Here is a 26,004-nt window from a genome sequence, read left to right on the forward strand (position 1 = left end):
CGGGCCATCACGCTCTGCGGAGCGGGCCGCTGTGCTCTGGACCTTGGCCCGCGCCGCGCCTACCGTGGCGCAAAACCACGGAGGCACATATGGCAGTCGGCACCAACATCCGCACCTATTTCCAAGGCGCATGGCACGAAGGCGACGTGGCGATCCTGCGCGGCGCGGATCACGGCACTTGGCTCGGCAGTTCGGTCTTTGACGGCGCGCGTTATGTGCAGGGTGTGGCCCCCGACCTTTACGCCCATTGCGTGCGGGTGAACCGCTCTGCCGAGGCGCTGATGCTGACCCCCACCGTCAGCGCCGAGGATATGGTGCAGATCGTCTGGGACGGGCTGTCGGCCTATCCCAAAGAGGCTGCCGTCTACATCCGCCCGATGTACTGGGCCACCAATGGCGACGGATCGGCCATCGTGCCCTCGCCCGAGAATGTGGGCTTTGCCATCTCGCTGGAACAGATCCCCATGGCGCCCACGGACACCAGCACCACGCTGGGCCGCACCCGCTTCCGCCGCCCGGTGCTGGAGGATGCGGTGGTCAATGCCAAGGCGGGCTGCCTTTATCCCAACAACGCCCGCATGCTGGTCGAGGTGCGCCGCCGGGGCTTCGGCAACGCGCTGGTGGCCGATGCGCTGGGGAATGTCGCGGAAACCGCCACCGCCAACGTGTTCATGGTGCGCGATGGCGTGGTCTTCACCCCCATCGCCAACGGCACCTTCCTTGCCGGCATCACCCGGGCGCGGCACATCGCCAACCTGCGCGCCGACGGCGTGGAGGTGCAGGAAACGGTGCTGAGCTTTGCCGATTTCGAGACCGCCGAAGAGGTGTTCCTGACCGGCAACATGAACAAGATCACCCCGGTTTCGGGGTTCGAGGACACCTCCTATCAGATCGGTCCCATCACCCGCCGCGCGCGCCAGCTCTATTGGGACTGGGCGCTGTCTGACGGTTGAGATGCGGCGCGAGCCGCCCCTGACCGCGCCCCGGCGCCCGGCCCAGCCCGAGGCGCGGCGCGTGCTGCGGGCAGAGCGGGGGCCGGGGCCTGCGTCCGGATCCAAGCCGGAGCCCGCAGCGCCGGGCCTGCGCGCGCTGCGGGGCGACCGGCCTCCGCGCCGCCGCCGCTCGCTTTTCCGCCGGGGTCTGGCGCTGCTGCTGCGGCTGCTGCCACTGGTGGTCACGCTGGGCCTGATGGTCTGGGCGCTGCAGGACAACCCGCTGGCCCGCCCGCTGGTTGCCGCCTCCGACCAGCAGATCCGCGCCAGCCTTGACCGGGCGCTCGCCGCACGGCTGCCGCCCGAGCGGCTGGTGCTGGAGCTGGACGAGGCGCTGATGACCAATGATCTGGACCGCATCGACATGCTGCTGCCCTTGGCCGACCGGGTGGGGCTGACCCCGGATCCGGCGCAGGCCGAGGCGATCACCGCGCTGCGCGAGGCGGAAAGTGGCTTCTGGGCCGGGGCTGCGGATTGCGCGCGCTGTGCCGCCGATGTGGCCGACTGCCCGTCGCTGCGCATGCTGGGCGCCTGCGGCATCCCGCTGGAACTGACGCCGGTGGGGGATCTGAACGCGCTGCGCCGCGCGGGCATCGCGCTTTGGGAAGAACAGGATGTCGACGAGGTCGAGGTGACGCTGGCCGCCATCGGGCTGGCCGCCACCGGCGCGATCGTCCTCACCGGCGGCAGTTCCGCCACGGTGAAGGCCGGGGCCACCGCGCTGCGTCTGGGGCGGCGCATGGGCACGCTGACCTCGGGCTTTGCGGCGGATCTGGCGCGGCTGACCGATGCCGCCATGCTGCGCCGTCTGCTGGCCCGCAGCGGCGATGCCGCCGACAGCGCGCGGCTCGCGCGGGCCAATGCGCTGGCGGGGGATGTGACTCGCGTGGTCGGCAACACCTCCATGTCGGATGGCATCCTGCTGCTGCGCCATGTGGACAGCGCCGAGGATGCCGCCCGGCTGGCGCGGCTGTCAGATGTGGCGGGCCCCGAAACGCGCGGCGTGATCGAGGTGCTGGGCAAATCCCGCACCTTCCGCGCGCTGCTGCGCGTCTCGGACGAGGCGCTGGCGGCGGTGGCGCTGATCTGGCTGGGGCTGGGGCAGCTTGTCGCCTCGGTCGGGCTGTGGCTGGGCGGGCGGCTGATGCGGCCGCTCACGCAGGGGCTGGCGGGGCGGCTTTAGTTGGGCGTTGCCTGTGCGCCTGCCCTGCGCCATGATCGCCGCGAAGGAGAGACCTCATGCGCAAGTTCCTCGTGGTGCTCGATGACAGCCGCGAATGTCTCAACGCGATGCGGTTTGCCGCGATGCGCGCGGCCCGCACCGGCGGAGGCGTGGCGATCCTGTCGGTGATCCCGCCTGACGATTTCAACCACTGGATCGGTGTGGGCGACATCATGCGCTCCGAAGCCCGCGAGCGCATCGAGGCGCATTTCGAGGTTTTCGCCAAATGGATGCGCGACCGGCAGGGGGTGGATCCGGAACTGGTGATCCGCGAAGGCGACCCGGTGACCGAGATTCTGGCGCAGGTGAAGGACGATCCCGATATCGGCGTGCTGGTGCTGGGGGCAGCGGCGGACAAGAAGGGCCCGGGCCCGCTGGTCAGCCAGATGACCCGCTCTTCGGGCAGCCTGCCGATCCCGCTGACCATCGTGCCCGGCGACATGTCCAAGGAGCGGCTGGAGGCGATCACCTGAGCCGCCAACTTTAGAACGGTTCCAAATCTTGACGCGGGGCGGGTGCGGGCGCATATAGGGAGCAGCCCGGAGAAAGGACGCCTCATGTTCATCCAGACCGAATCCACCCCGAACCCCGCGACGCTGAAATTCCTGCCGGGCCAGACCGTGCTGGAAATGGGCACCGCCGATTTCCCCAATGCCGACGGGGCTGCCGCCTCGCCGCTGGCGGGCCGGCTGTTTTCCGTCCCCGGCGTGGCCGGCGTGTTCCTTGGCAGCGATTTTGTCACCGTCACCAAGGGGGATGCCGCCGACTGGGATCATGTGAAGCCCGCCGTTCTGGGCGCGATCATGGAGCATTTCCAGTCCGGCGATCCGGTGATGGCGGGCGACGCCAAGGCCAGCTCGGGCCACCGTGACCATACCGGCGAGGATGGCGAAATCGTCAGCCAGATCAAGGAACTGCTCGACAGCCGGGTGCGCCCTGCCGTGGCGCAGGATGGCGGCGACATCACCTTCCACGGTTTCGAGCGCGGCGTGGTCTACCTGCACATGCAGGGCGCCTGCGCGGGCTGCCCGTCTTCGACCCTGACGCTGAAAATGGGCATCGAGAACCTGCTGCGCCATTACATCCCGGAAGTGACCGAGGTGCGGCCGGTCATGGCCTGAGCCATGGCTGCCGGACCTTTTGTCCTTGGCTTCGACACCTCGGCCGCGCATTGCGCGGTCGCTGTGCTTGACGGCGAGCGCTGTCTGGCGACCCGGGTCGAGGAGATGGGGCGCGGGCAGGCCGAACGGCTGATGCCCCTGCTGGAGGAGCTGCTGGCCGAAGCGGGCCTCAACTGGCGCGATCTGCACCGCATCGGCGTGGGGGTGGGGCCGGGCAATTTCACCGGCATCCGCATTTCCGTCGCCGCCGCGCGCGGTCTGGCGCTGGGTCTGGGGATCCCCGCCATCGGGGTCAGCACCTTTGACGCGATCCAGCTTGCCGATCCCGAAGCCGCCGCCGCCGTGCCCGCGCCGCGCGGCCAGATCTATCTGCAGCTGCCCGGCGGGGCGCCCGCGCTGGTGACCGACAGCGCCGACATCACCCCCGTGCTGCCGCCCGACCCTGCAGAACTGGCCTGCCGGATCGCCCGCATCGCCGCCCTGTCCAGCTCGCTTGCGCGGCCTGCGCCGCTTTATATCAAGCCCGCCGATGCCGCGCCCGCGCGGGATGCGGCGCCGCTGATCCTGTCATGACCCCTGCCGAGCTTGCGGCGCTGTCGGCCCGCGCCTATCGCCACATGGATCCGTGGGGCGAGGCGGATTTTGCCGAAGCGCTGGCGCATCCGCTAACGCTGCTGGTGGCGGGGCAGGGGGCCTTCGTGCTGGGCCGGGTGGTGGCGGACGAGGCAGAGATCCTTGCGCTTGCCACCGATCCCGCGGGCCAGCGGCGCGGGCTGGGCCGCGCGGTGCTGACCGCCTTCGAGGCGCAGGCGCAGGCGCGCGGGGCAGCACAGGTGTTTCTGGAGGTGGCCGAGGCCAATGCCCCGGCGCGCGGCTTTTATGCCGCCTGCGGCTATGCCGTCACCGGGCGGCGCCGGGGCTATTATGCCCGCCCCGAGGGGGGGCGCGACGATGCGCTGCTCATGGTGCGCACGCTGCCCTTGGGTCACGCGCCACCCGCCGCCAACCCTGCGTCGGATCACTGAAAAACCAGTTGACCCGCCTTTGCGGCACAGCCTTAATCGGGACAGATCTGCAAGGATCGGCCAACAGAGCGGGGCGGGAAAACGCCACCGCCAGTCCACACCCGGGAGCAAGACATGACCTTCGCAAAAACCATCCTCGGCACCGCGGCCACGCTGGCGCTGACATCGGGCGCGGCGCTTGCCGATCCGGCGCTGATCTACGATCTGGGCGGGAAATTCGACAAATCCTTCAACGAAGCCGCCTATAACGGCGCCGAGATGTTCGTGAAGGAAACCGGCGGCAGCTACCGCGACATCGACCTGCAGTCCGAAGCACAGCGCGAACAGGCGCTGCGGCGCTTTGCCGAAAGCGGCTTCAACCCGGTGATCACCACCGGCTTTTCAATGTCCGCCCCCATCGCCGAAGTGGCGCCCGACTATCCCGATACCAAATTCGTGACCATCGACGGCTTCGTCGATCCCGAAACCCATCCCAACGTGCTGTCGATCCTGTTCTCGGAACATGAAGGCTCGTATCTGGTCGGCATGATGGCCGCCATGGCATCTGAATCGGACACTGTCGGCTTCATCGGCGGCATGGACACGCCGCTGATCCGCAAATTCGCCTGCGGCTATGCGCAGGGCGTGCTGGCGGTGAAGCCCGAGGCCACGGTGATTTCCAACATGACCGGCACCACCCCCGCCGCGTGGAACGACCCGGTGAAGGGGTCGGAACTGACCAAGGCGCAGATTTCGCAGGGCGCCGACGTGGTCTATGCCGCCGCCGGTGGCACCGGCATCGGCGTGCTGCAGACCGCCGCCGACGAGGGCATCCTGTCGGTGGGCGTGGACAGCAACCAGAACTACCTGCATCCGGGCAAGGTGCTGACCTCCATGCTCAAGCGTGTGGATGTGGCCGTGGCCGAGGCGATGACCAAGGGCGAGGCGCTGGAAACCGGCGTGATGGTGCTGGGTCTGGCCGAAAACGGCGTGGGCTACGCGCTGGACGAACACAATGCCGATCTGGTCTCCGCCGAGATGAAATCCGCCGTCGATGCGGCGCGGGAAAAGATCATCGCGGGCGAGATCGCCGTGCATGACTATTCCTCGGATGACAGCTGCCCCGTCATCAATTTCTGATCCCGCTCTGTGACGGGCCGCGGCCAGACGCCTGCGGCCCGTTTTTCTTGTCTGTCCGCCGGGCCGCCTGCGCCCGGCGCGGCGGGCCCGCCACACGAGGCCGCGCATGAGTGACATTCCCGCCATCGAGCTGAAAGGCATCTCCAAGGCTTTCGGCCCGGTGCAGGCCAACCGCGACATTTCCATCCGGGTGATGCCGGGCACGATCCATGGCATCATCGGCGAGAATGGCGCGGGCAAATCCACGCTGATGTCGATCCTTTATGGCTTCTACAAGGCCGATGCCGGCGAGATTCATGTCAACGGCACCCGGCGCGACATCACCGACAGTCAGGCGGCGATCGCGGCGGGCATCGGCATGGTGTTCCAGCATTTCAAGCTGGTGCAGAATTTCACCGTGCTGGAAAACATCATCCTCGGCGCCGAGGACGGGCCGCTGCTGCGCCCCTCGCTGGCCCGCGCGCGCGGGGTGCTGAAATCCCTTGCCGAGGAATACGAACTGTCGGTCGATCCCGACGAGCTGGTGGAAAACCTGTCTGTCGGGCATCAGCAGCGGGTGGAGATCCTCAAGGCGCTTTACCGGCAGGCGGATATCCTGATCCTTGACGAACCCACCGGCGTGCTGACCCCCGCCGAGGCCGACCATCTGTTCCGCATCCTCGACAACCTGCGGCGCGAGGGCAAGACGATCCTGCTCATCACCCACAAGCTGCGCGAGATCATGGAGATCACCGACACCGTCAGCGTGATGCGGCGCGGCCAGATGACCGCCACGGTGCGCACCGCCGACACCTCCCCCGAAGAGCTGGCGGAGCTGATGGTGGGGCGCAAGGTGCTGCTGCGGGTCGACAAGGCCCCCGCCACGCCGGGTCCGGTGCTGCTGGAGGTGGAAAACCTGCGCCATGTCGATTCCCATGGGGTCGAACGGCTGAAAGGCGTGTCGCTGCAGCTGCGCGCGGGCGAGATCCTCGGGCTGGCCGGGGTGGCGGGCAATGGCCAGTCCGAACTGCTGGAGGTGCTGGGCGGCTATGCGGCGGCCAGGGGTGCCGTGCGGCTGAACGGGCAGGCGCTGCCGCTGGCGGGGCCGGGATCGGATGCCGGGGCGCGGCGGGCGGCGGGGCTGGGCCATGTGCCGGAGGACCGCCAGACCGAAGGGCTGATCATGCCCTATACCGCGTGGGAAAACACCGTCTTCGGCTATCACCGCGATCCGCGCTACCAGCGCGGCCTGCTGATGGACAATGCCGCGATCCGGGCAGAGGCGGCGGACAAGATGGCGCGGTATGACGTGCGCCCGCCCGATCCCGATCTGGCCGCGCGCAATTTCTCGGGCGGCAACCAGCAGAAGATCGTGCTGGCGCGCGAGATCGAACGCGACCCCGAGGTGCTGCTGATCGGCCAGCCGACGCGCGGTGTCGATATCGGCGCCATCGAATTCATTCACAAGGAAATCGTGCGCCTGCGCGACCGGGGCAAGGCGATCCTGCTCGTGTCGGTGGAACTGGACGAGATCTTTGCGCTGTCGGACCGCATCGCGGTGATCTTCGACGGGCAGATCATGGGCGAACGCGACCCCGCCCGCACCAACCAGACCGAACTGGGCCTGCTGATGGCGGGCATGACCGAAATGCCGGACGGGCCGCTGGTCGAGGCGGTGGACGCGCAGATGGCGGCAAAAGCGGCGCGGGAGGCCGAACATCATGGATAGGATGCCCGCATGGGCCGATGCGGTGCTGGTGCCGCTGATCTCGATCCTGCTGGCCGCGCTGCTGTCGGCACTGGTGATCCTTGCCATCGGCGAAAGCCCGGTCGAGGCGCTGCTGCTGATGGTCGATGGCGCGCTGATGCGCTCCACCGGCTGGGGCTATACGCTCTATTACGCGACGAATTTCATCTTTACCGGCCTCTGTGTCGCCATCGCCTTTCATGCCAGCCTGTTCAACATCGGCGGCGAGGGGCAGGCGATGATCGGCGGGCTGGGGGTGGCGCTGGTCTGCCTGTTCATTCCGTTTCCGCACTGGTCCATCGCCCTGCTGGTGGCCACCGGGGCCGCCGCGCTCTTCGGCGCGGGCTGGGCGCTGATCCCGGCATGGCTGCAGGCGCGGCGCGGCAGCCATATCGTGATCACGACGATCATGTTCAACTTCATTGCGGCGGCGGTGCTGAACTATGTGCTGGTGAACCTGCTGCGCCCCGCAGGCGCCATGGATCCGGCCACGGCGCCCTTTCCCGCCGCCACCCATCTGCCCAGCTTTCACGACATGTTCGCCACGGCGGACAATCCGCTGTTCCGCGGATCGCCCGCCAATGTCAGCTTCTTTCTGGCGGTGCTGGCCTGTCTGGGGGTCTGGCTGCTGATCTGGCGCACCCGGCTCGGCTATGAAATCCGCGCCATGGGCTTTTCCGAAAGTGCCGCGCGCTATGCGGGCATCTCTCCGGTGCGCATCACCGTCATCACCATGCTGATCTCCGGCGGGCTGGCGGGGATGATGGCGCTCAACACCACCATGGGCGAGGCGGAGCGGCTGGTGATGAACGCCACCGAAGGCGCAGGCTTCATCGGCATCGCCGTGGCGCTGATGGGGCGGTCGCATCCCTTGGGCGTGCTGCTGGCGGCGCTGCTGTTCGGGTTCCTGTATCAGGGCGGGGCAGAGCTGGCGCTGTGGACCAATATCCCGCGCGAGCTGATCACCGTCATTCAGGCGCTGGTGATCCTGTTCACCGGGGCGCTTGACAACATGGTGCGCGTGCCGCTGGAACGGATGTTCATCGCGCTGCGGCGGAGGGCCTCGTGATGGACTTCGTGACCCTGCTTCAGGTGCTGGATTCCACCGTGCGGCTGGCCATGCCGCTGCTGCTGGCCTGTCTGGCCGGGCTGTTTTCCGAACGTGCGGGCATTTTCGACATCGGGCTGGAGGGCAAGATGCTCGCCGCCGCCTTCCTGTCGGCGGCGGTGGCGGCGGTCACCGGGTCGGTGTGGCTGGGGCTGCTGGCGGGAATCGGCGCTTCGCTGCTTTTGTCGGCGATCCATGGGCTGGCCTCGATCACCTTTCGCGGCAACCAGCTGATTTCCGGGGTGGCGATCAACTTTCTGGCCTCGGGGCTGACGGTGCTGCTGGCGCAGGACTGGTTTGCCGAAGGCGGGCGCACGCCGTCGCTGATGGGCGCGGGCCGGTTCGAAAGCCTGACGCTGCCCTTTGCCGAAACCCTGAGCACGGTGCCGGTGCTGGGCCCCATCTATTCCGAGCTGATTTCCGGGCATTCGATCCTTGTCTATGTCGGGTTCCTGATGGTGCCGCTGACATGGTGGGTGCTGTTCCGCACCCGGTTCGGCCTGCGGCTGCGTGCCGTGGGCGAGGCGCCCGAGGCGGTGGACACCGCAGGCGTGTCGGTGGTGGGGATACGCTTTGCCGCCGTGGCGATCTGCGGCGTGCTCTGCGGGCTGGCGGGGGCCTATCTTGCCACCGGGCTGCAGGCGGGCTTCGTGCGCGAGATGACGGCGGGGCGCGGCTATATCGCGCTGGCGGCGCTGATCTTTGCCAAGTGGCGGCCATGGCACGCGCTCTGGGCCTGTCTGCTGTTCGGCCTGCTGCAGGCGGTGGCGCTGCGCTACCAGAACCTCGAGATCGCGGGGATTCCGCTGCCGGTGCAGCTTATGGACGCGCTGCCCTATATCCTGACCGTGGTGATCCTTGCGGGGTTCGTGGGCAAGGCCATCCCGCCGCGCGCGGGCGGCCAGCCCTATGTGAAGGAACGCTGAGGCGGCGGGGGCCGCGCTGCCCCTCCGCCGCAACGGCGGCACGCGGCCGGCGAGGGGCGCTGCCCCTCGCGCTCCCCGGGATATTTCCGCCAAGAAGAAGGGGCGGATGCGGCGCTGCGGCAGGGTTGCATCAGCCAAGGCGATCGGTCATCCCGATGGGCGGCTGTGGTTGCCAAATCCGGCGGGCATGCGCAAAGTCGGGCCATGCAGATATACCTTCCCATCGCTGAAGTCTCGGTCAATGTCTTCCTGCTGTTCGGGCTGGGCGGTCTGGTCGGCGTGCTGTCGGGCATGTTCGGCGTGGGCGGCGGGTTTCTGATCACGCCGCTGCTGTTCTTCATGGGCATCCCGCCTGCGGTGGCGGTGGCCACCGGTGCCAACCAGATCGTCGCGAGTTCGATTTCCGGGGTGCTGGCGCATCTGAAACGCCGCACGGTGGATCTGCGCATGGGGTCGGTGCTGCTGGCGGGGGGGCTGGTCGGCTCGGCGCTGGGGGTGTGGATTTTCAACCTGCTCAAGGAACTGGGGCAGGTCGATCTGCTGGTGCAGCTCTGTTACGTGGTGTTTCTGGGCATCATCGGCGCGCTGATGTTCGTCGAAAGCCTGAACGCGCTGTTCCGGGCGCGCAAGGGCGCGCCGTCCAAGCGGCGCAATCATGGCTGGGGGCAGGGCCTGCCGTTCAAGATGCGGTTCCGCACCTCGGGGCTTTACATCTCGGCCATTCCGCCGGTGCTGGTGGGGCTGATGGTGGGGGTGCTGGCCGCGATCATGGGCGTGGGCGGCGGCTTCATCATGGTGCCCGCGATGATCTATCTGCTGGGCATGCCCACCAAGGTGGTGATCGGCACCTCGCTGTTCCAGATCATCTTTGTCACCGCCTTCACCACGCTGCTGCATGCCACCACCAATTACACCGTGGACATCCTGCTGGCGCTGGTGCTGATCGTGGGGGGCGTGATCGGCGCGCAGCTGGGCACGGTGCTGGGCATGCGGCTGAAGGCGGAACAGCTGCGCATCGCGCTGGCAAGCCTCGTGCTGCTGGTCTGCGGCAAGCTGGCGCTGGATCTGTTCCTGACCCCCTCCGAAATCTACGATCTGGTGACGCCATGAGGGGGCTGGCGCTGATCCTTGCGCTGCTGCTGGCCGCGTTGCCGCTGCGGGCCGAGGAGGTGGTGATGGGGCTGAGCCGCAACACCGTCGCCATCACCGCCGATTTCGACGGATCCGAGGTGCTGATCTTTGGCGCGGTCAAGCGCGAGGTGCCGATCCTGCCCGAGCCGCCGCTGCAGGTGATCGTCACCGTCGAGGGCCCGCTGGAGCCGGTGACGGTCTGGCGCAAGGCGCGACGCATGGGCATCTGGGTCAATTCCGAAGCGGTGGAGGTGGACAGCGCCCCCGGCTTTTACGCCGTGGCCACCTCGGCGCCATGGTCCGACGTGATCTCGGCGGTGGAGGATCTGCGCCACGAGGTGTCGATCCCCCGCGCCATCCGGTCGGTGGGCGCCCCCATGGAGATCATGGACAGCCAGAGCTTTACCGAGGCGCTGATCCGCATCCGCGAGGCGGAGGGGCTGTACCGGGTCGAGGAAAATTCGGTGGAGCTGCGCGACAGCACGCTGTTTGATGCGGCGATCACCATGCCCGCCAATATTTCCGAAGGCCGCTATGTGACGCGGGTGCTGCTGACGCGGGGGGGTGTCGTGGTGTCGGAACATTCCTCGGAACTGATGGTCAGCAAGGTCGGGCTGGAACGCTGGCTGTTCAACCTGTCACGCAACATGCCACTGGTTTACGGGCTGCTGTCGCTGGCCATCGCGGCCTTTGCGGGCTGGGGCGCTTCGGCGGCCTTCCGCGCCATGAGATCGGGATGACCCGCCGCCCGCCCTCGCCGCGCGCGGACTATGCCGTGTTCTTTCCGCTGCAGACCCGGTGGAAGGACATGGACGCCTATGGCCATATCAACAACGTCACGTATCTGTCCTATGTCGATACGGTGGTGTCGCTCTGGCAGCTAGAGCATGGCATGGGCCCGCTCGATCCCTCCGGGCAGCGGTTTCTGGTGGCCGAGAATGGCTGCACCTTCCATGCCGAGGCGCATTTCCCCGACCGGCTGGAGGCGGGGCTGCGGCTGGGGCATCTGGGGCGCAGCTCTGTCCGGTTCGAGGTGGGGTTTTTCCGGGGCGACGCGCCGCTGGCTTCGTCCGAGGGGTTTCTGGTGCATGTGCTGGTGAACGAGGCGGGCCGCCCCGTTCCCATTCCCGACAGCGCGCGGGCGGCGCTGGCCCGCCTGCAGCTTTCCGCAAAAGGATCCTGAGATGACCGACCTGCCCCTTCCCGTTAATGCCGACCGCTTTCTGGCCGATCTGCACGCGCTGCGCGGCTTTGGCGCCACCGGCACCGGCAAGGGCGTCTGCCGCCCCGCCTATTCCACGGCGGATCTGGCCGCGCGCGACTGGCTGGCCGGGCGCATGGCCGAGGCGGGGCTGGCGGTGCAGGTCGATCCGGTGGGCTCGGTCTTCGGGTTGGCGGAGGGGCGGTCGCTGCTGGTGGGCTCGCATTCCGACAGCCAGCTGGAAGGCGGCTGGCTGGATGGCGCGCTGGGGGTGGTGGCCGGGCTGGAGATCGCCCGCGCTGCGCGCGAGGCGGGCGGGCCGCCGGTATCCTGCGTGTCGTTTCAGGACGAGGAGGGCCGCTTTGGCGTCACCACCGGCAGCGCGGTCTGGTCGGGCCACATGCCGCTGGAGCGGGCCGACACCCTGCGCGACGCGGACGGGCAGACCATGGCAGAGGCGCGCGCGGGGCTGGGCGACCGGGTGGGCGGCTTTGTCGATCCGGCGCGGTTCAGCGGCTTTCTGGAAATGCATATCGAACAGGGCCCGGTGCTGGACAGCGAGGGCGGGCAGCTGGCGGTGGTCGAGGCCATCGTGGGCCTGCGCAATCTGACGCTGACCTTTCACGGCCTGCAGAACCATGCAGGCACCACGCCGATGCGCCTGCGCCGCGACGCGTTTCAGGGGCTGGCGCTGTTCACCTCCCGCATCAACGAGCGGTTCCGCAACGTCGTCACCCCGGCCACGGTCTGGACCATCGGCCATGTCAGCCTGCATCCCAATGCCCATGCGGTGGTGCCGGGCCGCGTGACCTTCACCCTGCAGTGGCGCGACGGCGAGTCGTTCCGGCTGGACCGGATGGAGGCCATCGCCCGCGAGACCGCCACCGAAGTCGCCGCCGAACTGGGGCTGGATCTGGAGACGGCGCCGCTGCTCGATCTGCCGCCCGTGCCCATGGATCCGCGCCTGCGCGCCGCGCTGGAAACCGGGGCAGAGGCCGAGGCGCCGGGCCGCTGGCGGAACCTGCCCTCGGGGGCGCTGCATGACGCCACCAATGTGGCGGCGCTGATGCCGGTGGCGATGCTGTTCGTGCCCTCCATCGGCGGGATCAGCCATGATTTTGCCGAAGACACCGCCGAGGCCGATCTGGTCTGCGGGCTGCGCGCGCTGGCGCGGGCGGTCGCCGCTCTGGGCTGAGCCAGCGCTTGTGGCGGGAACCCCCGCGCCTCCCCGGCGTTGCTCTGGGGTAGCACAAGCAGGAGCCTGCCATGACCGACCCCCGTGCCATCACCGCCACGCCCGACCAGCTGGAGCGGCTGCAGCACCTGCTGTCGCGCAGCGCCGATGCCCGCGCGTGGTTCGAGGAAATGGAGGACAGGGCAGAGCCCGAATTCCGCCCCGTCGCGGTAAAGTTCCGTGGCCTGCATGTGGAGCAGGTGGACCGGCTGACCGCGCTGCTGACCGCCGTGGGCGGCGAGCCCGACCCTTCGGGCAGCGTGCGGGGCGCGGTCAGCCGCGCCGCCGTGTCCATGCGGGCCATCTTCGGCGAGATCGACACCGACATGATTTCGGCCATCCGCGAGTCGGAATCCGCGCTGCTGGACGAATTCGCCGCCGTCATCCCGCAGATGGAGCCGTCGCGCTACCGCGACGAACTGGTGCAGATGCAGGGCGAACTGACCCGCCTGCTGGCCGAGGTGGAGGCCGAGGCGGCCCGTCCGCGCGACTGACCGCTCAGGACCAGTCCACATCCCCCAGAAAGATGTAGCCCGCGCCATAGATCGTCTTGATCAGGCGCGGGTTTTTGGGATCCTCGCGCAGCTTGGTGCGCAGCCGCGAAATGCGCACGTCCATGGCCCGGTCGAAACTTTCGCCCGCCCCGCCGCCAAGGCTTTCCTGCATATGCGCCCGGCTCAGCAGCCGTTTCGGCGCCTCGAGGAACAGCCGCAGCACCTCGCCTTCGGCATGGGAAAACGGCACCTCGGCGCCGCCTGCATCCTCCAGCACGTAACGGTCGAAATGCGCGGTCCATCCGGCAAAGCGCGCGGTGCTGCCCCGGCTGTCCCGCGTGCGGGGGCTGCGCAGCCGGGCGCGGATGCGGGCCACCACCTCGGCGGGATCAAACGGCTTGATGATGTAGTCATCCGCGCCCAGTTCCAGCCCGGTCACCCGGTCCTGCACCTGCGCCCGGCCCGAGATGATGATGACCGCCGCCCCCTGTTCCAGCGCCAGCCGGTGCACAAGGCTCAGCCCGTCGCGGTCCGGCAGGCCCAGATCCACCAGACAGACATCGGGGCCCGCGCGTTTCAGCGCCGCCTCGAAATCCGTGGCGCGGGCGAAGCCCTGACAGCGGAAGCCCGCCTCGGTCAGCGCCTCGGTCAGGATGGCGCGGATCGCCGCCTCGTCATCCAGAATGAACACCAGCGGCGCGGTCATGGCGGGGTCTCCGGGGCGGGCTGCGTTTCGGGCCACAGGAACCCGGCAAGCTGGCCCTGACTGAACGGCTTGGCCAGCACCGGCGCGCAGGCGGCGGCGCGGATGTGGCGCGGATCCCCGTCAGGCAGCGAGGTCATCAGCCGCACCGGCAGATGCGGCAGCAGGCCGGGCAGGTCGCTGCCGGGCTGCGCCCCCTCCACCAGCACGTCCGACAGCACAAGATCGATCTCCAGCCCTTCGGCCAGCGCCAGCGCCTCGGCGACCGAGGCTGCCTCCACCACCACTTGACCCATGCCGGTCAGCATGTCGCGGATCCCGGCGCGCAGATCGGCGTCATCCTCCACCAGCAGCACCAGATGCGGGCGGGGTGGCAGCACGGCGCGGCGCAGCGGCAGGCGCAGCGTGACCCGCGCGCCGGGGCTGTCATTGGCCAGCTTGATGGTGCCGCCCGCCAGCTTCACCATGTCATAGACCATGGCCAGACCCAGCCCGGATCCGGCGCCGCCCTTGGTGGTGAAAAACGGATCAAGCCCGCGCGCCAGCGCCTCCGGGGTGAAGCCGGGGCCGGTGTCGCGCACCACCAGTTCCAGCCATGTGTCGCGCAGCTCGCGCAGGGTCAGGGTGATGCGCCCGCCCGCCGCGCCGCAGGCATCGCGCGCGTTCAGGATCAGGTTCAGCGCCGCATCCTGCACCAGCCCCGCATCCAGCAGATAGGCGCCAGATCTGGGGGCACTCACCTCCAGCGTGATGCCCTCGGGCAGGGAGGGGCGGGCCAGCGTCGCCAGATCGCGCAGGAAGGCGCGCAGGTCCACCGGCTCGGGCCGCCATGCCCGCGGCGAGGTGATGTTGGCGATCCGGTCCAGCAGCACGCCGCCGCGCCGCGCCGCCTGTATCGTGCCCGCCACCAGCCGCTGCGCCTCGGGATCCGGCGCCAGCCGCTGCAGCTTCGACATCATGCCCAGAATGATGGTCAGCAGGTTGGCGAAATCATGTGCCAGCCCCGAGGTCAGCTGCGCCGCCATCTCGCGCCGCCGCCCGTGCTGCAGCGCCGCCCGCGCCTGCGTCTCCTCGGTCACGTCCAGCGACAGGATATAGACGCCGCGCTCCAGCGGATCGGGGGTGAACACCGCACGGATGCGGCGCGAGGAACCTTCGTCGGTGAATTCGAACAGGTTCTGCTCTCCGGCCAGCGCCCGCTCCAGATGCGGCAGCACGCGGGCATAGGCGGGCCCCAGCGCCTCCGAAATATGCAGCCCTACGATGTCCGAAGGCCGCCCCGGCATCACCTGCGACAGCCGCCGGTTGGAATAGGTGTAGCGTCCCGCCGCATCGACCCGGGCGATATGGGCGGGCATCATCTCGGCGGTGAGCCGGGTGCGCGCCTCCATCTCGGTCAGCTCGCGCCGCGCCTCCTCAAGCGCTGCATTGGTGGCGGCGAGTTCGCGGTTGGTGGCGGCCAGCGCCTCCGACCGCCGCAGCACCTCGCCCGACAGCAGCTCGGACCGGGTGCGCAGCAGCAGCTCCTGCGCCTTCACTGCGGTGATGTCGGTATAGACGGTGACCCAGCCGCCCTGCGGCAGCGGCGCGCCCTCCACCGAGATGGTCCGGCCATTGGCGCGGGTGCGCTCCATGTAATGCGGGGCAAAGGCGCGGGCCTGATCGACCCGCGCCTGCACGAAAGCCGCCGGATCCTCCACCACGCCATATTCTCCCGCCTCGACCAGATGCCGGATCGTCTCGTCGAACCGCGCGCCGGGCTGGCGCAGCCGCAGCGGCAGGTCGAACATCTCGGCGAAGCGGCGGTTGCTGACCGCCAGCCGCAGATCCCGGTCATAGATCGACAGCGCCTGCTGGATCAGGTTCAGCCCGGCCTGTGTCAGCGCGTCCTTGTCCATCCCGCCTCCCCCTGCACAAGGGCTAGCACCGCAGACCGCACCCGCAAAGCCTGCCCTTACGGCCCGTGCTTCATCTTGCCCAGCAAACTCCGGGGGAGTCCGCCGCAGGCGGACGGGGGCAGAGCCCCCCTTCTTCCGAACCTCCGGCGGACGGCGTCCTTGTTACAATTCGCAAGGTTTGGGCAAACATGCCGAAAAGATTGACCGGCAGGCTGATTTCGATCCTGATGAGGGATGACTCGCAAGAGGCGCGCCACGGGCCCTGAGGAGGAGGGTCCGCGGCGTCCGGCCCAAGCCGGGAGCACAGGGAGGAGACCACTTGGCCCATCAGTCCGGGGGTGCGGAAGATCCGCGCTCCGTTCCCGCCATGCTGGCGCGCAACGCCACGCGGCATGCAGACCGTCCCGCCTATCGGGAAAAGGAATACGGCATCTGGCAGAGCTGGACATGGGCCGAAACGCAGGCGGAGGTCGAGGCTTTCGCGCTGGGGCTGCTGGATCTGGGTGTGGCGCGGGGCGATCATGTGGCGGTGATCGGGCGCAACCGGCCCGCGCTTTACTGGTCGATGGTGGCGGCGCAGATGGTGGGGGCGGTGCCGGTGCCGCTTTATCAGGACGCGGTGGCGGAGGAGATGGCCTATGTGCTGGGCCATTGCGGCGCGCGCTTCGTCATCGCCGCCGATCAGGAACAGGTCGACAAGGTCATCGAGATCCAGCAGGGCCTGCACCAGTTCGAGCATATGATCTATGTCGATCCGCGCGGGCTGCGCAGCTATGACCACAGCCGCCTGCACGCCTATGCGCAGGTTCAGGCGCAGGGCCGCGCCGCACGCGCGACATGGCTGCCGGAACTGCAGGCGCGGCGCGCGGCGCTGGGCTATGACGACACCTGCGTGATGCTTTATACCTCCGGCACCACCGGGAAGCCCAAGGGTGTGGTGCTGTCCAACCGCAACATCCTCGAGACGGCGAAAAACTCCGCCAGCTTCGACCGGCTGGACGCGGGCGAGGAGGTGCTGGCCTATCTGCCCATGGCCTGGGTGGGGGATTTCATCTTTTCCATCGGGCAGGCCTACTGGACGGGGTTCTGCGTCAACTGCCCGGAATCGCCCGAGACGATGATGACCGACCTGCGCGAGATCGCGCCCAGCTATTACTTTGCGCCGCCAAGGGTGTTCGAAACCCAGCTGACCCAGATCATGATCCGGATGGAGGATGCGGGCGCGCTGAAGCGGCGGATGTTCCGGCATTTCATGGATCTGGCGCGCCGGGTCGGGCCGCGCGTGCTGGACGGCAAGCCGGTGGGGCTGCTGGACCGGCTGCATTACGCGCTGGGCGAGGCCTGCGTCTATGGCCCGCTGAAAAACGCGCTGGGCTTTTCCCGCGTCCGCGTCGGCTATACCGCCGGCGAGGCGATCGGCCCGGAGATTTTCGATTTCTACCGCGCGCTGGACATCAACCTGAAGCAGCTTTACGGCCAGACCGAGGCGTCGGTCTTCATCACCCAGCAGCCCGATCACGAGGTGCGGCCCGACACGGTGGGCGTGCCCTCGCCCGGGGTGGAGATCCGCATCGCCGAGTCGGGCGAGGTGTTCTACCGCTCGCCGGGGGTGTTTGTGGAATATTACCGGAATCCCGACAGCACGGCAGGGACCAAGGATGCCGAAGGCTGGGTGGCCACCGGGGATGCGGGCTTCATCGAGGAGGCGACGGGGCATCTGCGCATCATCGACCGGGCCAAGGATGTGGGCCGCATGGCGGATGGCGCGCTGTTTGCGCCGAAATATGTCGAGAACAAGCTGAAATTCTATCCCAACATCCTCGAGGCGGTGGTGTTCGGCGCGGGCCGCGACCGCTGCGCCGCCTTTCTCAACATCGACCTGACCGCCGTGGGCAACTGGGCGGAGCGCAACGCCATCGCCTATGCGTCCTATCAGGAGCTGGCGGGGCATCCGCGGGTGCTGGACATGATCCAGAGCCATGTGGAGGAGGTCAATCGCAGCGTGGCCGGGGATGCGATGCTGTCGGGCTGCCAGATCCACCGGTTTCTGGTGCTGCACAAGGAGCTGGATGCCGATGACGGCGAACTGACCCGCACCCGCAAGGTGCGCCGCGCGGTGATCGCCGAGAAATATGCCGATCTGCTGGCGGCGCTTTACGACGGGTCGGAGGAGATCCGCACCGAAACCGAGGTGACCTATGAGGACGGGCGCAAGGGCCGCATCCGCGCGCATCTGACCATCCGCGACGCGGCGGTGGGGCCGGTCGGGATGCGGGAGGTGGCGGCATGAGTGCGGTGACGGCGGGCGGGCGCTCCTGCTGCGCAGATCGCCCCGCCCACCGTCCCGTCAGGGCGGATCTGGTGGCGGGGGTGGCGTGATGGATGGCGGCAGGACAGGCGACAGCACGGAAGGGCAGGAAACCGTGAGGGATGAGGGACATGTCGCGGCGGAGGGCCGCAGGATCGGCCCGGTGCTGATGGAGCTGCGCAACATCACCCTGCGCTTTGGCGGGGTGGTGGCGATCAAGGACATCTCCTTTGACATCCGCGAGGGCGAGATCCGCGCCATCATCGGGCCGAACGGGGCGGGCAAATCCTCCATGCTCAACATCATCTCGGGGTTCTACACGCCCTCGGAGGGCGCGCTGCTTTACAGGGGCGAGACCCGACCGCCGATGCGCCCCTATGAGGTGGCGCGGCTGGGGGTGGCGCGCACCTTTCAGAACATCGCCCTGTTCGAGGGCATGACCGTGCTCGACAACGTGATGACCGGGCGGCTGACCCATATGAAGGCGGGGCTTGTGGCGCAGGCGCTGTGGTGGGGCCGGGCGCGCGACGAGGAGATCGCCAACCGCGAGGTGGTGGAAAAGGTCATCGATTTCCTCGAGATTCAGGCGATCCGCAAGACCCCGGTGGGGCGGCTGCCTTACGGGCTGAAAAAGCGGGTGGAACTGGCCCGCGCGCTGGCCGCCGAGCCGTCGCTGCTGCTGCTCGACGAGCCGATGGCGGGCATGAATGTCGAGGAGAAGGAGGACATGAGCCGCTTCATCCTCGACGTGAACGACGAATTCGGCACCACCATCTGTCTGATCGAGCATGACATGGGGGTGGTGATGGATCTGTCCGACCGGGTGGTGGTGATGGATTACGGGCGCAAGATCGGGGATGGCACGCCCGACGAGGTGCGGCGCAATCAGGATGTGATCGACGCCTATCTGGGGGTGGCGCATTGACCCGGGTCCGGGGGGCGCCTCCGGTGCATGGCCCCTGCACATCCCTTGGCAAGGCCCGCAGCAGCAAGGAGCGGACGACATGCTGAACGACATCTTCATCAAGCCCTTCGCCGACATGGCCGCCGCGCCGGATTTCCTGCTGCAGGTGCTGTGGGAGGGGCTGGTGTCCGGCATCCTTTACGCGCTGATCGCGCTGGGCTTCGTGCTGATCTACCGCTCCAGCCGCATCTTCAACTTCGCGCAGGGCATCATGGTGGTGTTTGCGGCGCTGACGCTGGTGGGGCTGCACGCGCTGGGGATCCCGGCATGGATCAGCGTGGCGCTGACGCTGGCGGTGATGTTCGCGCTGGCGGTGACCATCGAACGGGTGGTGCTGCGCCCGCTGGTGGGCCAGCCCGACATCATCCTGTTCATGGCCACCATCGGCATCACGCTGTTCCTGATCGGCGGCGGCGAGATCATCTTTGGCGGCGAGAACAAGGTGATGATCACCGAAGAACTGGGCATTCCCACCGGGTCGGTGCTGCTGGAGCCATGGGGCGGGCTGCTGATCCTTGAACAGAAGGACATCACCGCCGTGCTGGTGGCGGCGGCGCTGGTGGTGGCGCTGCTGGTGTTCCTGAACAGGACGCGGATGGGCCGGGCGATCCGGGCGCTGGGCGACGATCATCAGGCGGCGCTGTCGGTGGGGATTTCGCTGCAGACGGTCTGGGTGCTGGTCTGGTTCATCGCGGGGATCATCGCGCTGGTCACCGGCATCGCATGGGGCGCGCGGGCGGGGGTCAGCTTTGCGCTGGAGGTGATCGCCTACAAGGCGCTGCCGGTGCTGATGCTGGGCGGGCTTGAATCCATCACCGGGGCGATCATCGGCGGGCTGATGATCGGGATGCTGGAAAAGCTGTTTGAAATCTACTGGGGCCAGCCGCTGCTGGGCGGCAATACCGAGACATGGTTCGCCTTCGTGCTGGCGCTGGTGGTGCTGCTGTTCCGCCCGCAGGGGCTGTTCGGCGAGCGCATCATCGAACGGGTCTGACGGCATCGGGCAGGGCACTGGGCACAAGGGAGGGCGGCATGTTCTATCGCACGGCGGGGCAGTTCAAGACGAGTTACAAGGCGGATATGGCGCTGTTCCCGGTGCGGCAGGACGCGGTGCTGCTGGCGGTGATCCTTGCGCTGGTCTGGGGGGTGTTTCCGCTGCTGGCCAGCGAATTCGCCTTCCAGACGCTGCTGATCCCCATCCTGATCTATGCGCTGGCGGCGCTGGGGCTGAACATCCTGACGGGCTATGCCGGGCAGCTGTCGCTGGGCACCGGCGCCTTCATGGGGGTCGGCGCCTATGCCTGCTACAAGATGGTCACGCTGTTTCCGTGGATGAACCCGGTGGTGGCGATCCTGCTGTCGGGGCTGTTCAGCGCCGGGGTGGGGGTGATGTTCGGCATCCCGTCGCTGCGGATCAAGGGCTTCTACCTCGCCATCGCCACGCTGGCCGCGCAGTTCTTTCTGGTCTGGCTCTTCGAGAAATGGGGCTGGCTTTACAATGACAACGCCTCCGGGGCGATTCAGGTGCCCAATCTGGACATGTTCGGGATCTATGTCGCGGGGCCCCAGGCCTCGTCGCTGGTGCAGTATTACGTGGTGCTGGCGGTGGTCACGCTGATGACCCTGCTCTGCATCAACCTGACGCGGGGCAATCTGGGGCGGACGTGGAAGGCCACGCGCGACATGGACATCGCCGCCGAACTGATCGGCATCAACCTGCTGCGGTCCAAGCTGATGGCCTTTGCGGTGTCCTCCTATGTGGTCGGGGTGGCGGGGGCGCTCTTCGTCTTCATGTGGCGGGGGGCGGCGGAGCCGAACCTGTTCGACATCCCGCTCAGCTTCCGGGTGCTGTTCATCGCCATCATCGGCGGGCTGGGATCGATCCTTGGCAATTATCTGGGGGCGATCCTGATCGTGGGGCTGCCGGTGGTGCTGAACACGCTGCCGCAGGCGCTGGGGCTGCCGATCAGTTCCGCCACGGTGGAACATCTGAACGTGATGATCGTGGGCGCGCTGATCGTGTTCTTCCTGATCATCGAACCGCACGGGCTGGCCCGGCTTTGGGCGCTGATCCGCGAAAAGCTTATCATCTGGCCCTTCCCGCATTGAGGAGGCGCGGGGGGGACGGACATCATCACACGATCTCAGGGAGGAGACACGGATGATCACGCTGAAACGACTGGGCACGGCGGTGGCGATGACGGCGCTGCTGGCCACCGGCGCGCTGGCCGAGGGGCTTTATGCCCCCAACCTTGCCTATCGCACCGGTCCCTTTGCCGCGACCGGCATTCCGCTGATGAACGGGCAGAAGGACTACATGGAACTGCTCAACGCCCGAGATGGCGGCATCGGCGGGATCCTCATCGACTTCGACGAATGCGAGACGGGCTATTCCACCGAGAAGGGCGTGGAATGTTACGAAAAGACCAAGGGGCAGGCGATCGTCACGCAGCCATGGTCCACCGGCATCACGCTGCAGGTGCTGCCCAAGACCAATGTGGACCAGATCCCGATCCTTGCCCCCGGTTACGGGTTTTCGCCTATGGCGGATGGCAAGGTGTTCCAGTGGGCGTTCAACATCCCGCTCAGCTACTGGGACGGCGCGTCGATCCTGCTGAAATATCTGGAAGAGCAGGGGGATCTGTCGGGCAAGAAGATCGCCTTCCTGCATCTGGACCACCCCTTCGGCAAGGAGCCGCTGCCCTTCATGGAGCAGGAGGCCGAAAAGAAGGGCTTCGAGCTGCTGCCGATTCCGGTCGGGCTCAAGGAGATGCAGAACCAGTCGGCGCAATGGCTGCAGATCCGGCGCGAGCGGCCCGATTACGTCATCATGTGGGGCTGGGGCGCGATGAATGCAGGCGCCATCACCGAGGCGGTCAAGACCAAGTTCCCGATGGAAAACATGCTGGGCGTCTGGTGGGCCGGGCATGATGCCGACCTTAAGCTGGTGGGCGAGGACGGGCGCGGCTACAAATCCGTCAGCTGGTCCTTTCCGAACCCCGATGCGCCGATCATGGCCGACCTGAAAACGCATGTGGTCAATCCCGGCAAGACCCAGTCCGACGCCGAGGAAATGTCGGGCGTGTTCTACAGCCGCGGGCTGGTGATCTCGATGATCCTTGGCGAGGGCATCCGCGTCGCGCAGGAACATGCGGGCACGCCCGAAATCACCCCCGCCGATCTGCGCTGGGGGCTGGAAAACCTCGACATCACCGAGGCGCGTCTGGAAGAGCTTGGCATGACCGGCATGGTGCCGCCGTTCAAGACCAGCTGCGCCAACCATACCGGCCATTCCGGCGGCTGGATCCTTGAATGGGACGGCGCAAAATTCGTGAAGGCGACCGATCTCATCATGCCCGATGCCGAGGCGATCGCCCCGCTGGAGGCGCAGGCGGCCAAGGACTATGCCGAGGCCAACGCGCCCTGGCCCGCAAACGACGCCTGCCAGATGTGACGCCCCGTCCGGCGGCGGTGTCGTGCCGCCGCCGGATCCCCCTTTCGGAGAGATGCCATGCTGGACGCTGCCCCCGCCCCCGCGCGTGATGCGCTGCTGGAGGTCAACAACGTGGAGGTGATCTACAACCACGTCATCCTTGTGCTGAAAGGCGTGTCGCTGAGCGTGCCCAAGGGCGGCATCACCGCGCTTCTGGGCGGCAATGGCGCGGGCAAGACCACCACGCTCAAGGCCATATCGAACCTGCTGCGTTCCGAGCGCGGCGAGGTGACCAAGGGCACGATCCGCTATGCGGGCGAGCGCATTCAGGATCTGGAGCCGGCGGCGCTGGTGCGCCGCGGCGTCATTCAGGTGATGGAGGGGCGGCACTGTTTCGAGCATCTGACGGTCGAGGAAAACCTGCTGACCGGCGCCTATACCCGGCGCGACGGCAAGGCGGCGATCCAGTCCGATCTGGAGATGGTCTATGCCTATTTCCCGCGCCTGAAGGAGCGGCGGAAAAGTCAGGCGGGCTATACCTCGGGCGGCGAGCAGCAGATGTGCGCCATTGGCCGCGCGCTGATGAGCCGCCCGCGCATGATCCTGCTCGACGAGCCCAGCATGGGGCTGGCGCCGCAGCTGGTAGAGCAGATCTTCGAGATCGTGCGGGCGGTGAACGAGGGCGAGGGCGTGTCGTTCCTCTTGGCCGAACAGAACACCAATGTGGCGCTGCGCTATGCGCATGAGGGCTACATCCTTGAAAACGGACGTGTGGTGATGGACGGGCCCGCGGCGGCGCTGCGGGAGAACCCGGATGTGAAGGAGTTTTATCTGGGCATGTCCGACGAGGGGCGGCGCAGCTTCCGCGACGTGCGCAGCTACCGGCGGCGCAAGCGCTGGCTGGCCTGAACGGGCGGACGCGCGGGGATCTGGGGAAGGAAAATGCCATGAGCAGCTATTACGACGCGCTGGAAACGCGCAGCGCGCAGGACAGGGCCGCGTTCTGGGCCAAGGCGCTGCCCGCGCAGATCGCCCGCGCGCAGGCGCTGCCCGGCTATGCGCAGACGCTGGCGGGGGTGGATGCCGCCGCCGTGACCGGGCCTGCGGCGCTGGCCGCGCTGCCGGTGCTGCGCAAGGCGGGGCTGGTGGCAGCGCAGCGCGCGCAGCCGCCCTTTGGCGGCTTCACCACCCGGCCCGCCTCGGGGTTTGCGCATGTGTTCCAGTCGCCGGGGCCGATCTATGAGCCGGGCGAGGTCACGGGGGACTGGTGGCGGCTGGGGCGCTTCCTGCATGCGGCGGGGATCGGGCCGGGCGACATCGTGCAGAACTGCTTTGGCTATCACCTGACGCCTGCGGGCATGATCTTTGAAAGCGGCGCGCGGGCGGTGGGGGCGGCGGTGCTGCCCGCAGGCACCGGGCAGACCGAACTGCAGGTGCGCGCGGCGGCGGATCTGGGGGTCACCGCCTATGCGGGCACGCCGGATTACCTGAAGGTGATCCTTGAGAAGGCCGAGAGCTTGGGCGTGACGCTGGCGCTGTCCCGCGCCGTGGTGTCGGGGGGCGCGCTGTTTCCGTCGCTGCGCGGCTGGTATGCCGACCGGGGCATCACCTGCCTGCAATGTTACGCCACCGCCGATCTGGGGCTGATCGCCTACGAGACCCCCGCGCAGGAGGGCATGGTGGTCGACGAACAGGTGCTGGTGGAGATCGTCACCCCCGGCACCGGCGATCCGGTGCCCGAGGGCGAGGTGGGCGAGGTGGTGGTGACCACGCTCAACCCCGATTATCCGCTGATCCGGTTCGCCACCGGCGATCTGTCGGCGGTGCTGCCGGGCGGCTCCCCCTGCGGGCGCAGCAACCTGCGCATCCGGGGCTGGATGGGCCGCGCCGACCAGACCACCAAGATCAAGGGCATGTTCGTGCGCCCCGAACAGGTGGCGGCGCTGGTGGCGCGCCACCCCGAAATCGCCCGCGCCCGCGTCGTGGTCAGCCGCGAGGACGACATGGATGTGATGACCGTGCGGCTGGAAACCGCGCACGAGGATGTGCAGGGCTTTGCCGACAGCGTGGCGGATCTGCTGAAGCTGCGCGGGCGGCTGGAACGGGTCGCCCCCGGCGGGCTGCCGCGCGACGGGCAGGTGATCGAGGATCAGCGCCGTTACGATACGGCAGCGGCGGTCAGCAGCGCCGAATAGACCAGCAGCCCGCAGGGTTCCAGCGCGGCATGGACCGAGGCCCAGAGCGTGCCGAAGGCGATGGGATCGCGCCCGCTGGCCTGCGCGATCTGGCCAAGGCTGCGGCGCCCGTCGATGGCGGCCAGCAGCGGCGCGGCGGCCCGGGGCAGGGTGACGGGTTCGGGGCGCCCGCCCAGCGTCACCGGGATGGCATGGCCCTGCGCCACAAGCTGCGCCAGACGGGCGGCGGGGGCGCCGCGCAGATGCGGGATCAGCGCGCGGGTGGCGGGGCTGGCCTTGGCGGCGGGGCTGCCCTGCGCCACGGCATAGCCGGTATGGACCCGGATCGTGCCGCGCAGCTTTTCCGCCAGCGTCATGCGCGTGACCGGATCCATGCCCTCGGGGACTTCGGTCAGGCGGGACAGGTCGTAAAGCGCGGGCGTGGCGAAGCCCGCCAGCTGCCAGCCGGTTTCGGCCAGCACGTCCAGCAGCTGCGGCACGTCATAGGCGCGGTCCTGCGCATGCAGCAGCAGGTCATAGAACCCGGCCTCCGAGGTCAGGTGATCGTTGAGATTGCGGTTGGCGCGGAACGGGTGGCCTTCGGGCAGGTCGGCCACGATCTGCCGGGCGCGGATCAGCCGCTCTCCCGGCGGCAGGCCCTGAAACAGCGCGGCAAAGGCCTCCTGCAGCGGATAGACCCCCGAGCGGCCATAAGGCGCATAGACCATGAAGCCCAGACCACCCCCCGGTGCCAGCGCCGCGCGCAGGGCGCGAAAGCCCGCAGGCGGGTCGGGCAGGTGATGCAGCACGCCGCAGCAGTCGATATAGTCGAAGCGGCCAAACTCGGCGGCCTCCAGCAGGCTGGCGGTGTGGAAGGTGATGTTGCCCAGCCCGCGCATCTGCGCCCGCGCCTCGGCCAACGCGCGCGAGGCGGTGGACAGATCGAGATAGGTGATGTCATAGGCGCGGCCCGCATCGGTCAGGGTCTGCGCCAGCTGGATCAGCCCGTCGCCGGTGCCGCCCCCCGCCACAAGGATGCGCAGCGGCCTGTTCCAGTCGCGCTGCCCGCCCCAGAGGATATGGTCCATCTCCAGCGGATGCGAGGGCGAGCCGGTGATCAGGCGGTGCCGTTCCTCCGCCGGGTCGCGGGCGGGATAGGGGAAAACCTCGTAATGTTCGCGAACCGTGACCATGCGCACCTCTCTGACCGGAGTCTTGTGCCATG

At 68.0% G+C, this 26,004-nt stretch carries 25 protein-coding genes; 22 read left to right on the plus strand and 3 right to left on the minus strand.

The features are described from left to right. Positions 1-89: 89 nt before the first annotated feature. From VK682_RS05720 to VK682_RS05790, 15 genes are all read left to right on the plus strand, one after another. Positions 90-953 carry a branched-chain amino acid aminotransferase gene (locus VK682_RS05720; RefSeq protein ID WP_230795946.1) on the plus strand — a complete coding sequence of 288 codons (864 nt, stop codon included), beginning with the start codon at positions 90-92 and terminating at the stop codon, positions 951-953. A gap of 1 nt (position 954) precedes the next feature. Beyond that, a complete protein-coding gene (locus VK682_RS05725) occupies positions 955-2,175 on the plus strand; it encodes a hypothetical protein (protein WP_089843439.1) in 1,221 nt (406 codons plus the stop codon). A 56-nt stretch (positions 2,176-2,231) separates the two neighbouring features. Beyond that, complete coding sequence (locus tag VK682_RS05730; RefSeq protein WP_089843436.1) at positions 2,232-2,687, plus strand: universal stress protein; 456 nt, start codon at positions 2,232-2,234, stop codon at positions 2,685-2,687. A gap of 84 nt (positions 2,688-2,771) precedes the next feature. Then, the gene (locus VK682_RS05735; RefSeq protein WP_324781552.1) at positions 2,772-3,335 is read left to right on the plus strand and encodes a NifU family protein; all 564 of its coding nucleotides are present in this window, start codon (positions 2,772-2,774) and stop codon (positions 3,333-3,335) included. 3 nt (positions 3,336-3,338) lie between these two features. Next, positions 3,339-3,908 (plus strand): tRNA (adenosine(37)-N6)-threonylcarbamoyltransferase complex dimerization subunit type 1 TsaB, encoded by a 570-nt coding sequence (gene tsaB / locus VK682_RS05740; RefSeq protein ID WP_324781553.1) that lies wholly within the window; start codon positions 3,339-3,341, stop codon positions 3,906-3,908. Beyond that, positions 3,905-4,360 (plus strand): GNAT family N-acetyltransferase, encoded by a 456-nt coding sequence (locus VK682_RS05745; RefSeq protein WP_324781554.1) that lies wholly within the window; start codon positions 3,905-3,907, stop codon positions 4,358-4,360. The genes tsaB and VK682_RS05745 overlap by 4 nt, the downstream gene beginning before the upstream one ends. Positions 4,361-4,474: 114 nt before the next feature. Then, positions 4,475-5,479, plus strand: a complete 1,005-nt coding sequence (locus VK682_RS05750; RefSeq protein ID WP_089843427.1) for a BMP family lipoprotein — start codon at positions 4,475-4,477, stop codon at positions 5,477-5,479. Between the two features lie 106 nt (positions 5,480-5,585). Next, positions 5,586-7,187, plus strand: a complete 1,602-nt coding sequence (locus tag VK682_RS05755) for an ABC transporter ATP-binding protein (RefSeq protein ID WP_230795940.1) — start codon at positions 5,586-5,588, stop codon at positions 7,185-7,187. After that, positions 7,180-8,274: an ABC transporter permease gene (locus VK682_RS05760; RefSeq protein WP_230795939.1), complete on the plus strand. Its 1,095-nt coding sequence runs from the start codon at positions 7,180-7,182 to the stop codon at positions 8,272-8,274. The genes VK682_RS05755 and VK682_RS05760 overlap by 8 nt, the downstream gene beginning before the upstream one ends. Continuing rightward, positions 8,274-9,239, plus strand: coding sequence for an ABC transporter permease (locus tag VK682_RS05765; protein WP_230795938.1), 966 nt, complete (start codon positions 8,274-8,276; stop codon positions 9,237-9,239). Before VK682_RS05760 ends, VK682_RS05765 begins: the two co-directional genes overlap by 1 nt. Before the next feature lie 204 nt (positions 9,240-9,443). Continuing rightward, on the plus strand, positions 9,444-10,349 hold the full coding sequence (locus VK682_RS05770) for a sulfite exporter TauE/SafE family protein (RefSeq protein ID WP_230795937.1): 906 nt from the start codon (positions 9,444-9,446) through the stop codon (positions 10,347-10,349). Then, positions 10,346-11,110, plus strand: a complete 765-nt coding sequence (locus tag VK682_RS05775) for a TIGR02186 family protein (protein ID WP_089843414.1) — start codon at positions 10,346-10,348, stop codon at positions 11,108-11,110. The genes VK682_RS05770 and VK682_RS05775 overlap by 4 nt, the downstream gene beginning before the upstream one ends. After that, the gene (locus tag VK682_RS05780; RefSeq protein ID WP_230795936.1) at positions 11,107-11,553 is read left to right on the plus strand and encodes an acyl-CoA thioesterase; all 447 of its coding nucleotides are present in this window, start codon (positions 11,107-11,109) and stop codon (positions 11,551-11,553) included. Before VK682_RS05775 ends, VK682_RS05780 begins: the two co-directional genes overlap by 4 nt. A gap of 1 nt (position 11,554) precedes the next feature. After that, complete coding sequence (locus tag VK682_RS05785) at positions 11,555-12,766, plus strand: hydantoinase/carbamoylase family amidase (protein WP_230795935.1); 1,212 nt, start codon at positions 11,555-11,557, stop codon at positions 12,764-12,766. 71 nt (positions 12,767-12,837) lie between these two features. Further along, complete coding sequence (locus VK682_RS05790; RefSeq protein ID WP_230795933.1) at positions 12,838-13,299, plus strand: DUF2383 domain-containing protein; 462 nt, start codon at positions 12,838-12,840, stop codon at positions 13,297-13,299. Positions 13,300-13,303: 4 nt separating this feature from the next. On the opposite strand, the gene VK682_RS05795 is transcribed toward VK682_RS05790, so the two are convergent. Both VK682_RS05795 and VK682_RS05800 read right to left on the minus strand, forming a co-directional pair. Next, positions 13,304-14,005: a response regulator transcription factor gene (locus tag VK682_RS05795; protein ID WP_089843402.1), complete on the minus strand. Its 702-nt coding sequence runs from the start codon at positions 14,003-14,005 to the stop codon at positions 13,304-13,306. Continuing rightward, a complete protein-coding gene (locus VK682_RS05800) occupies positions 14,002-15,900 on the minus strand; it encodes a hybrid sensor histidine kinase/response regulator (protein WP_230795931.1) in 1,899 nt (632 codons plus the stop codon). The genes VK682_RS05795 and VK682_RS05800 overlap by 4 nt, the downstream gene beginning before the upstream one ends. A gap of 319 nt (positions 15,901-16,219) precedes the next feature. Between VK682_RS05800 and VK682_RS05805 the strand changes: the two genes are divergently transcribed. The 7 genes from VK682_RS05805 (at position 16,220) to VK682_RS05835 (ending at position 24,800) form a co-directional block, all read left to right on the plus strand. Beyond that, positions 16,220-18,190, plus strand: coding sequence for an AMP-binding protein (locus VK682_RS05805; protein WP_380714983.1), 1,971 nt, complete (start codon positions 16,220-16,222; stop codon positions 18,188-18,190). A gap of 88 nt (positions 18,191-18,278) precedes the next feature. Beyond that, entirely contained in the window at positions 18,279-19,133 is an 855-nt protein-coding gene (locus VK682_RS05810) for an ABC transporter ATP-binding protein (RefSeq protein WP_324781555.1), read from the plus strand. Between the two features lie 79 nt (positions 19,134-19,212). Then, complete coding sequence (locus VK682_RS05815) at positions 19,213-20,166, plus strand: branched-chain amino acid ABC transporter permease (protein ID WP_089843392.1); 954 nt, start codon at positions 19,213-19,215, stop codon at positions 20,164-20,166. Positions 20,167-20,204: 38 nt separating this feature from the next. Next, a complete protein-coding gene (locus VK682_RS05820) occupies positions 20,205-21,281 on the plus strand; it encodes a branched-chain amino acid ABC transporter permease (protein ID WP_230795929.1) in 1,077 nt (358 codons plus the stop codon). Positions 21,282-21,333: 52 nt separating this feature from the next. Further along, complete coding sequence (locus VK682_RS05825) at positions 21,334-22,626, plus strand: ABC transporter substrate-binding protein (protein ID WP_230795928.1); 1,293 nt, start codon at positions 21,334-21,336, stop codon at positions 22,624-22,626. 57 nt (positions 22,627-22,683) lie between these two features. Then, a complete protein-coding gene (locus VK682_RS05830; RefSeq protein WP_230795926.1) occupies positions 22,684-23,514 on the plus strand; it encodes an ABC transporter ATP-binding protein in 831 nt (276 codons plus the stop codon). 38 nt (positions 23,515-23,552) lie between these two features. Then, positions 23,553-24,800, plus strand: a complete 1,248-nt coding sequence (locus VK682_RS05835; RefSeq protein WP_230795925.1) for a phenylacetate--CoA ligase family protein — start codon at positions 23,553-23,555, stop codon at positions 24,798-24,800. Here the strand turns inward: VK682_RS05835 and VK682_RS05840 are convergent. Beyond that, complete coding sequence (locus VK682_RS05840) at positions 24,764-25,972, minus strand: class I SAM-dependent methyltransferase (RefSeq protein ID WP_230795923.1); 1,209 nt, start codon at positions 25,970-25,972, stop codon at positions 24,764-24,766. The two genes, VK682_RS05835 and VK682_RS05840, sit on opposite strands and share 37 nt — an antisense overlap. Positions 25,973-26,004 lie beyond the last annotated feature (32 nt).

Source organism: Salipiger marinus (assembly GCF_035481585.1).
GTDB classification, from domain to species: Bacteria; Pseudomonadota; Alphaproteobacteria; order Rhodobacterales; family Rhodobacteraceae; genus Salipiger; species Salipiger marinus.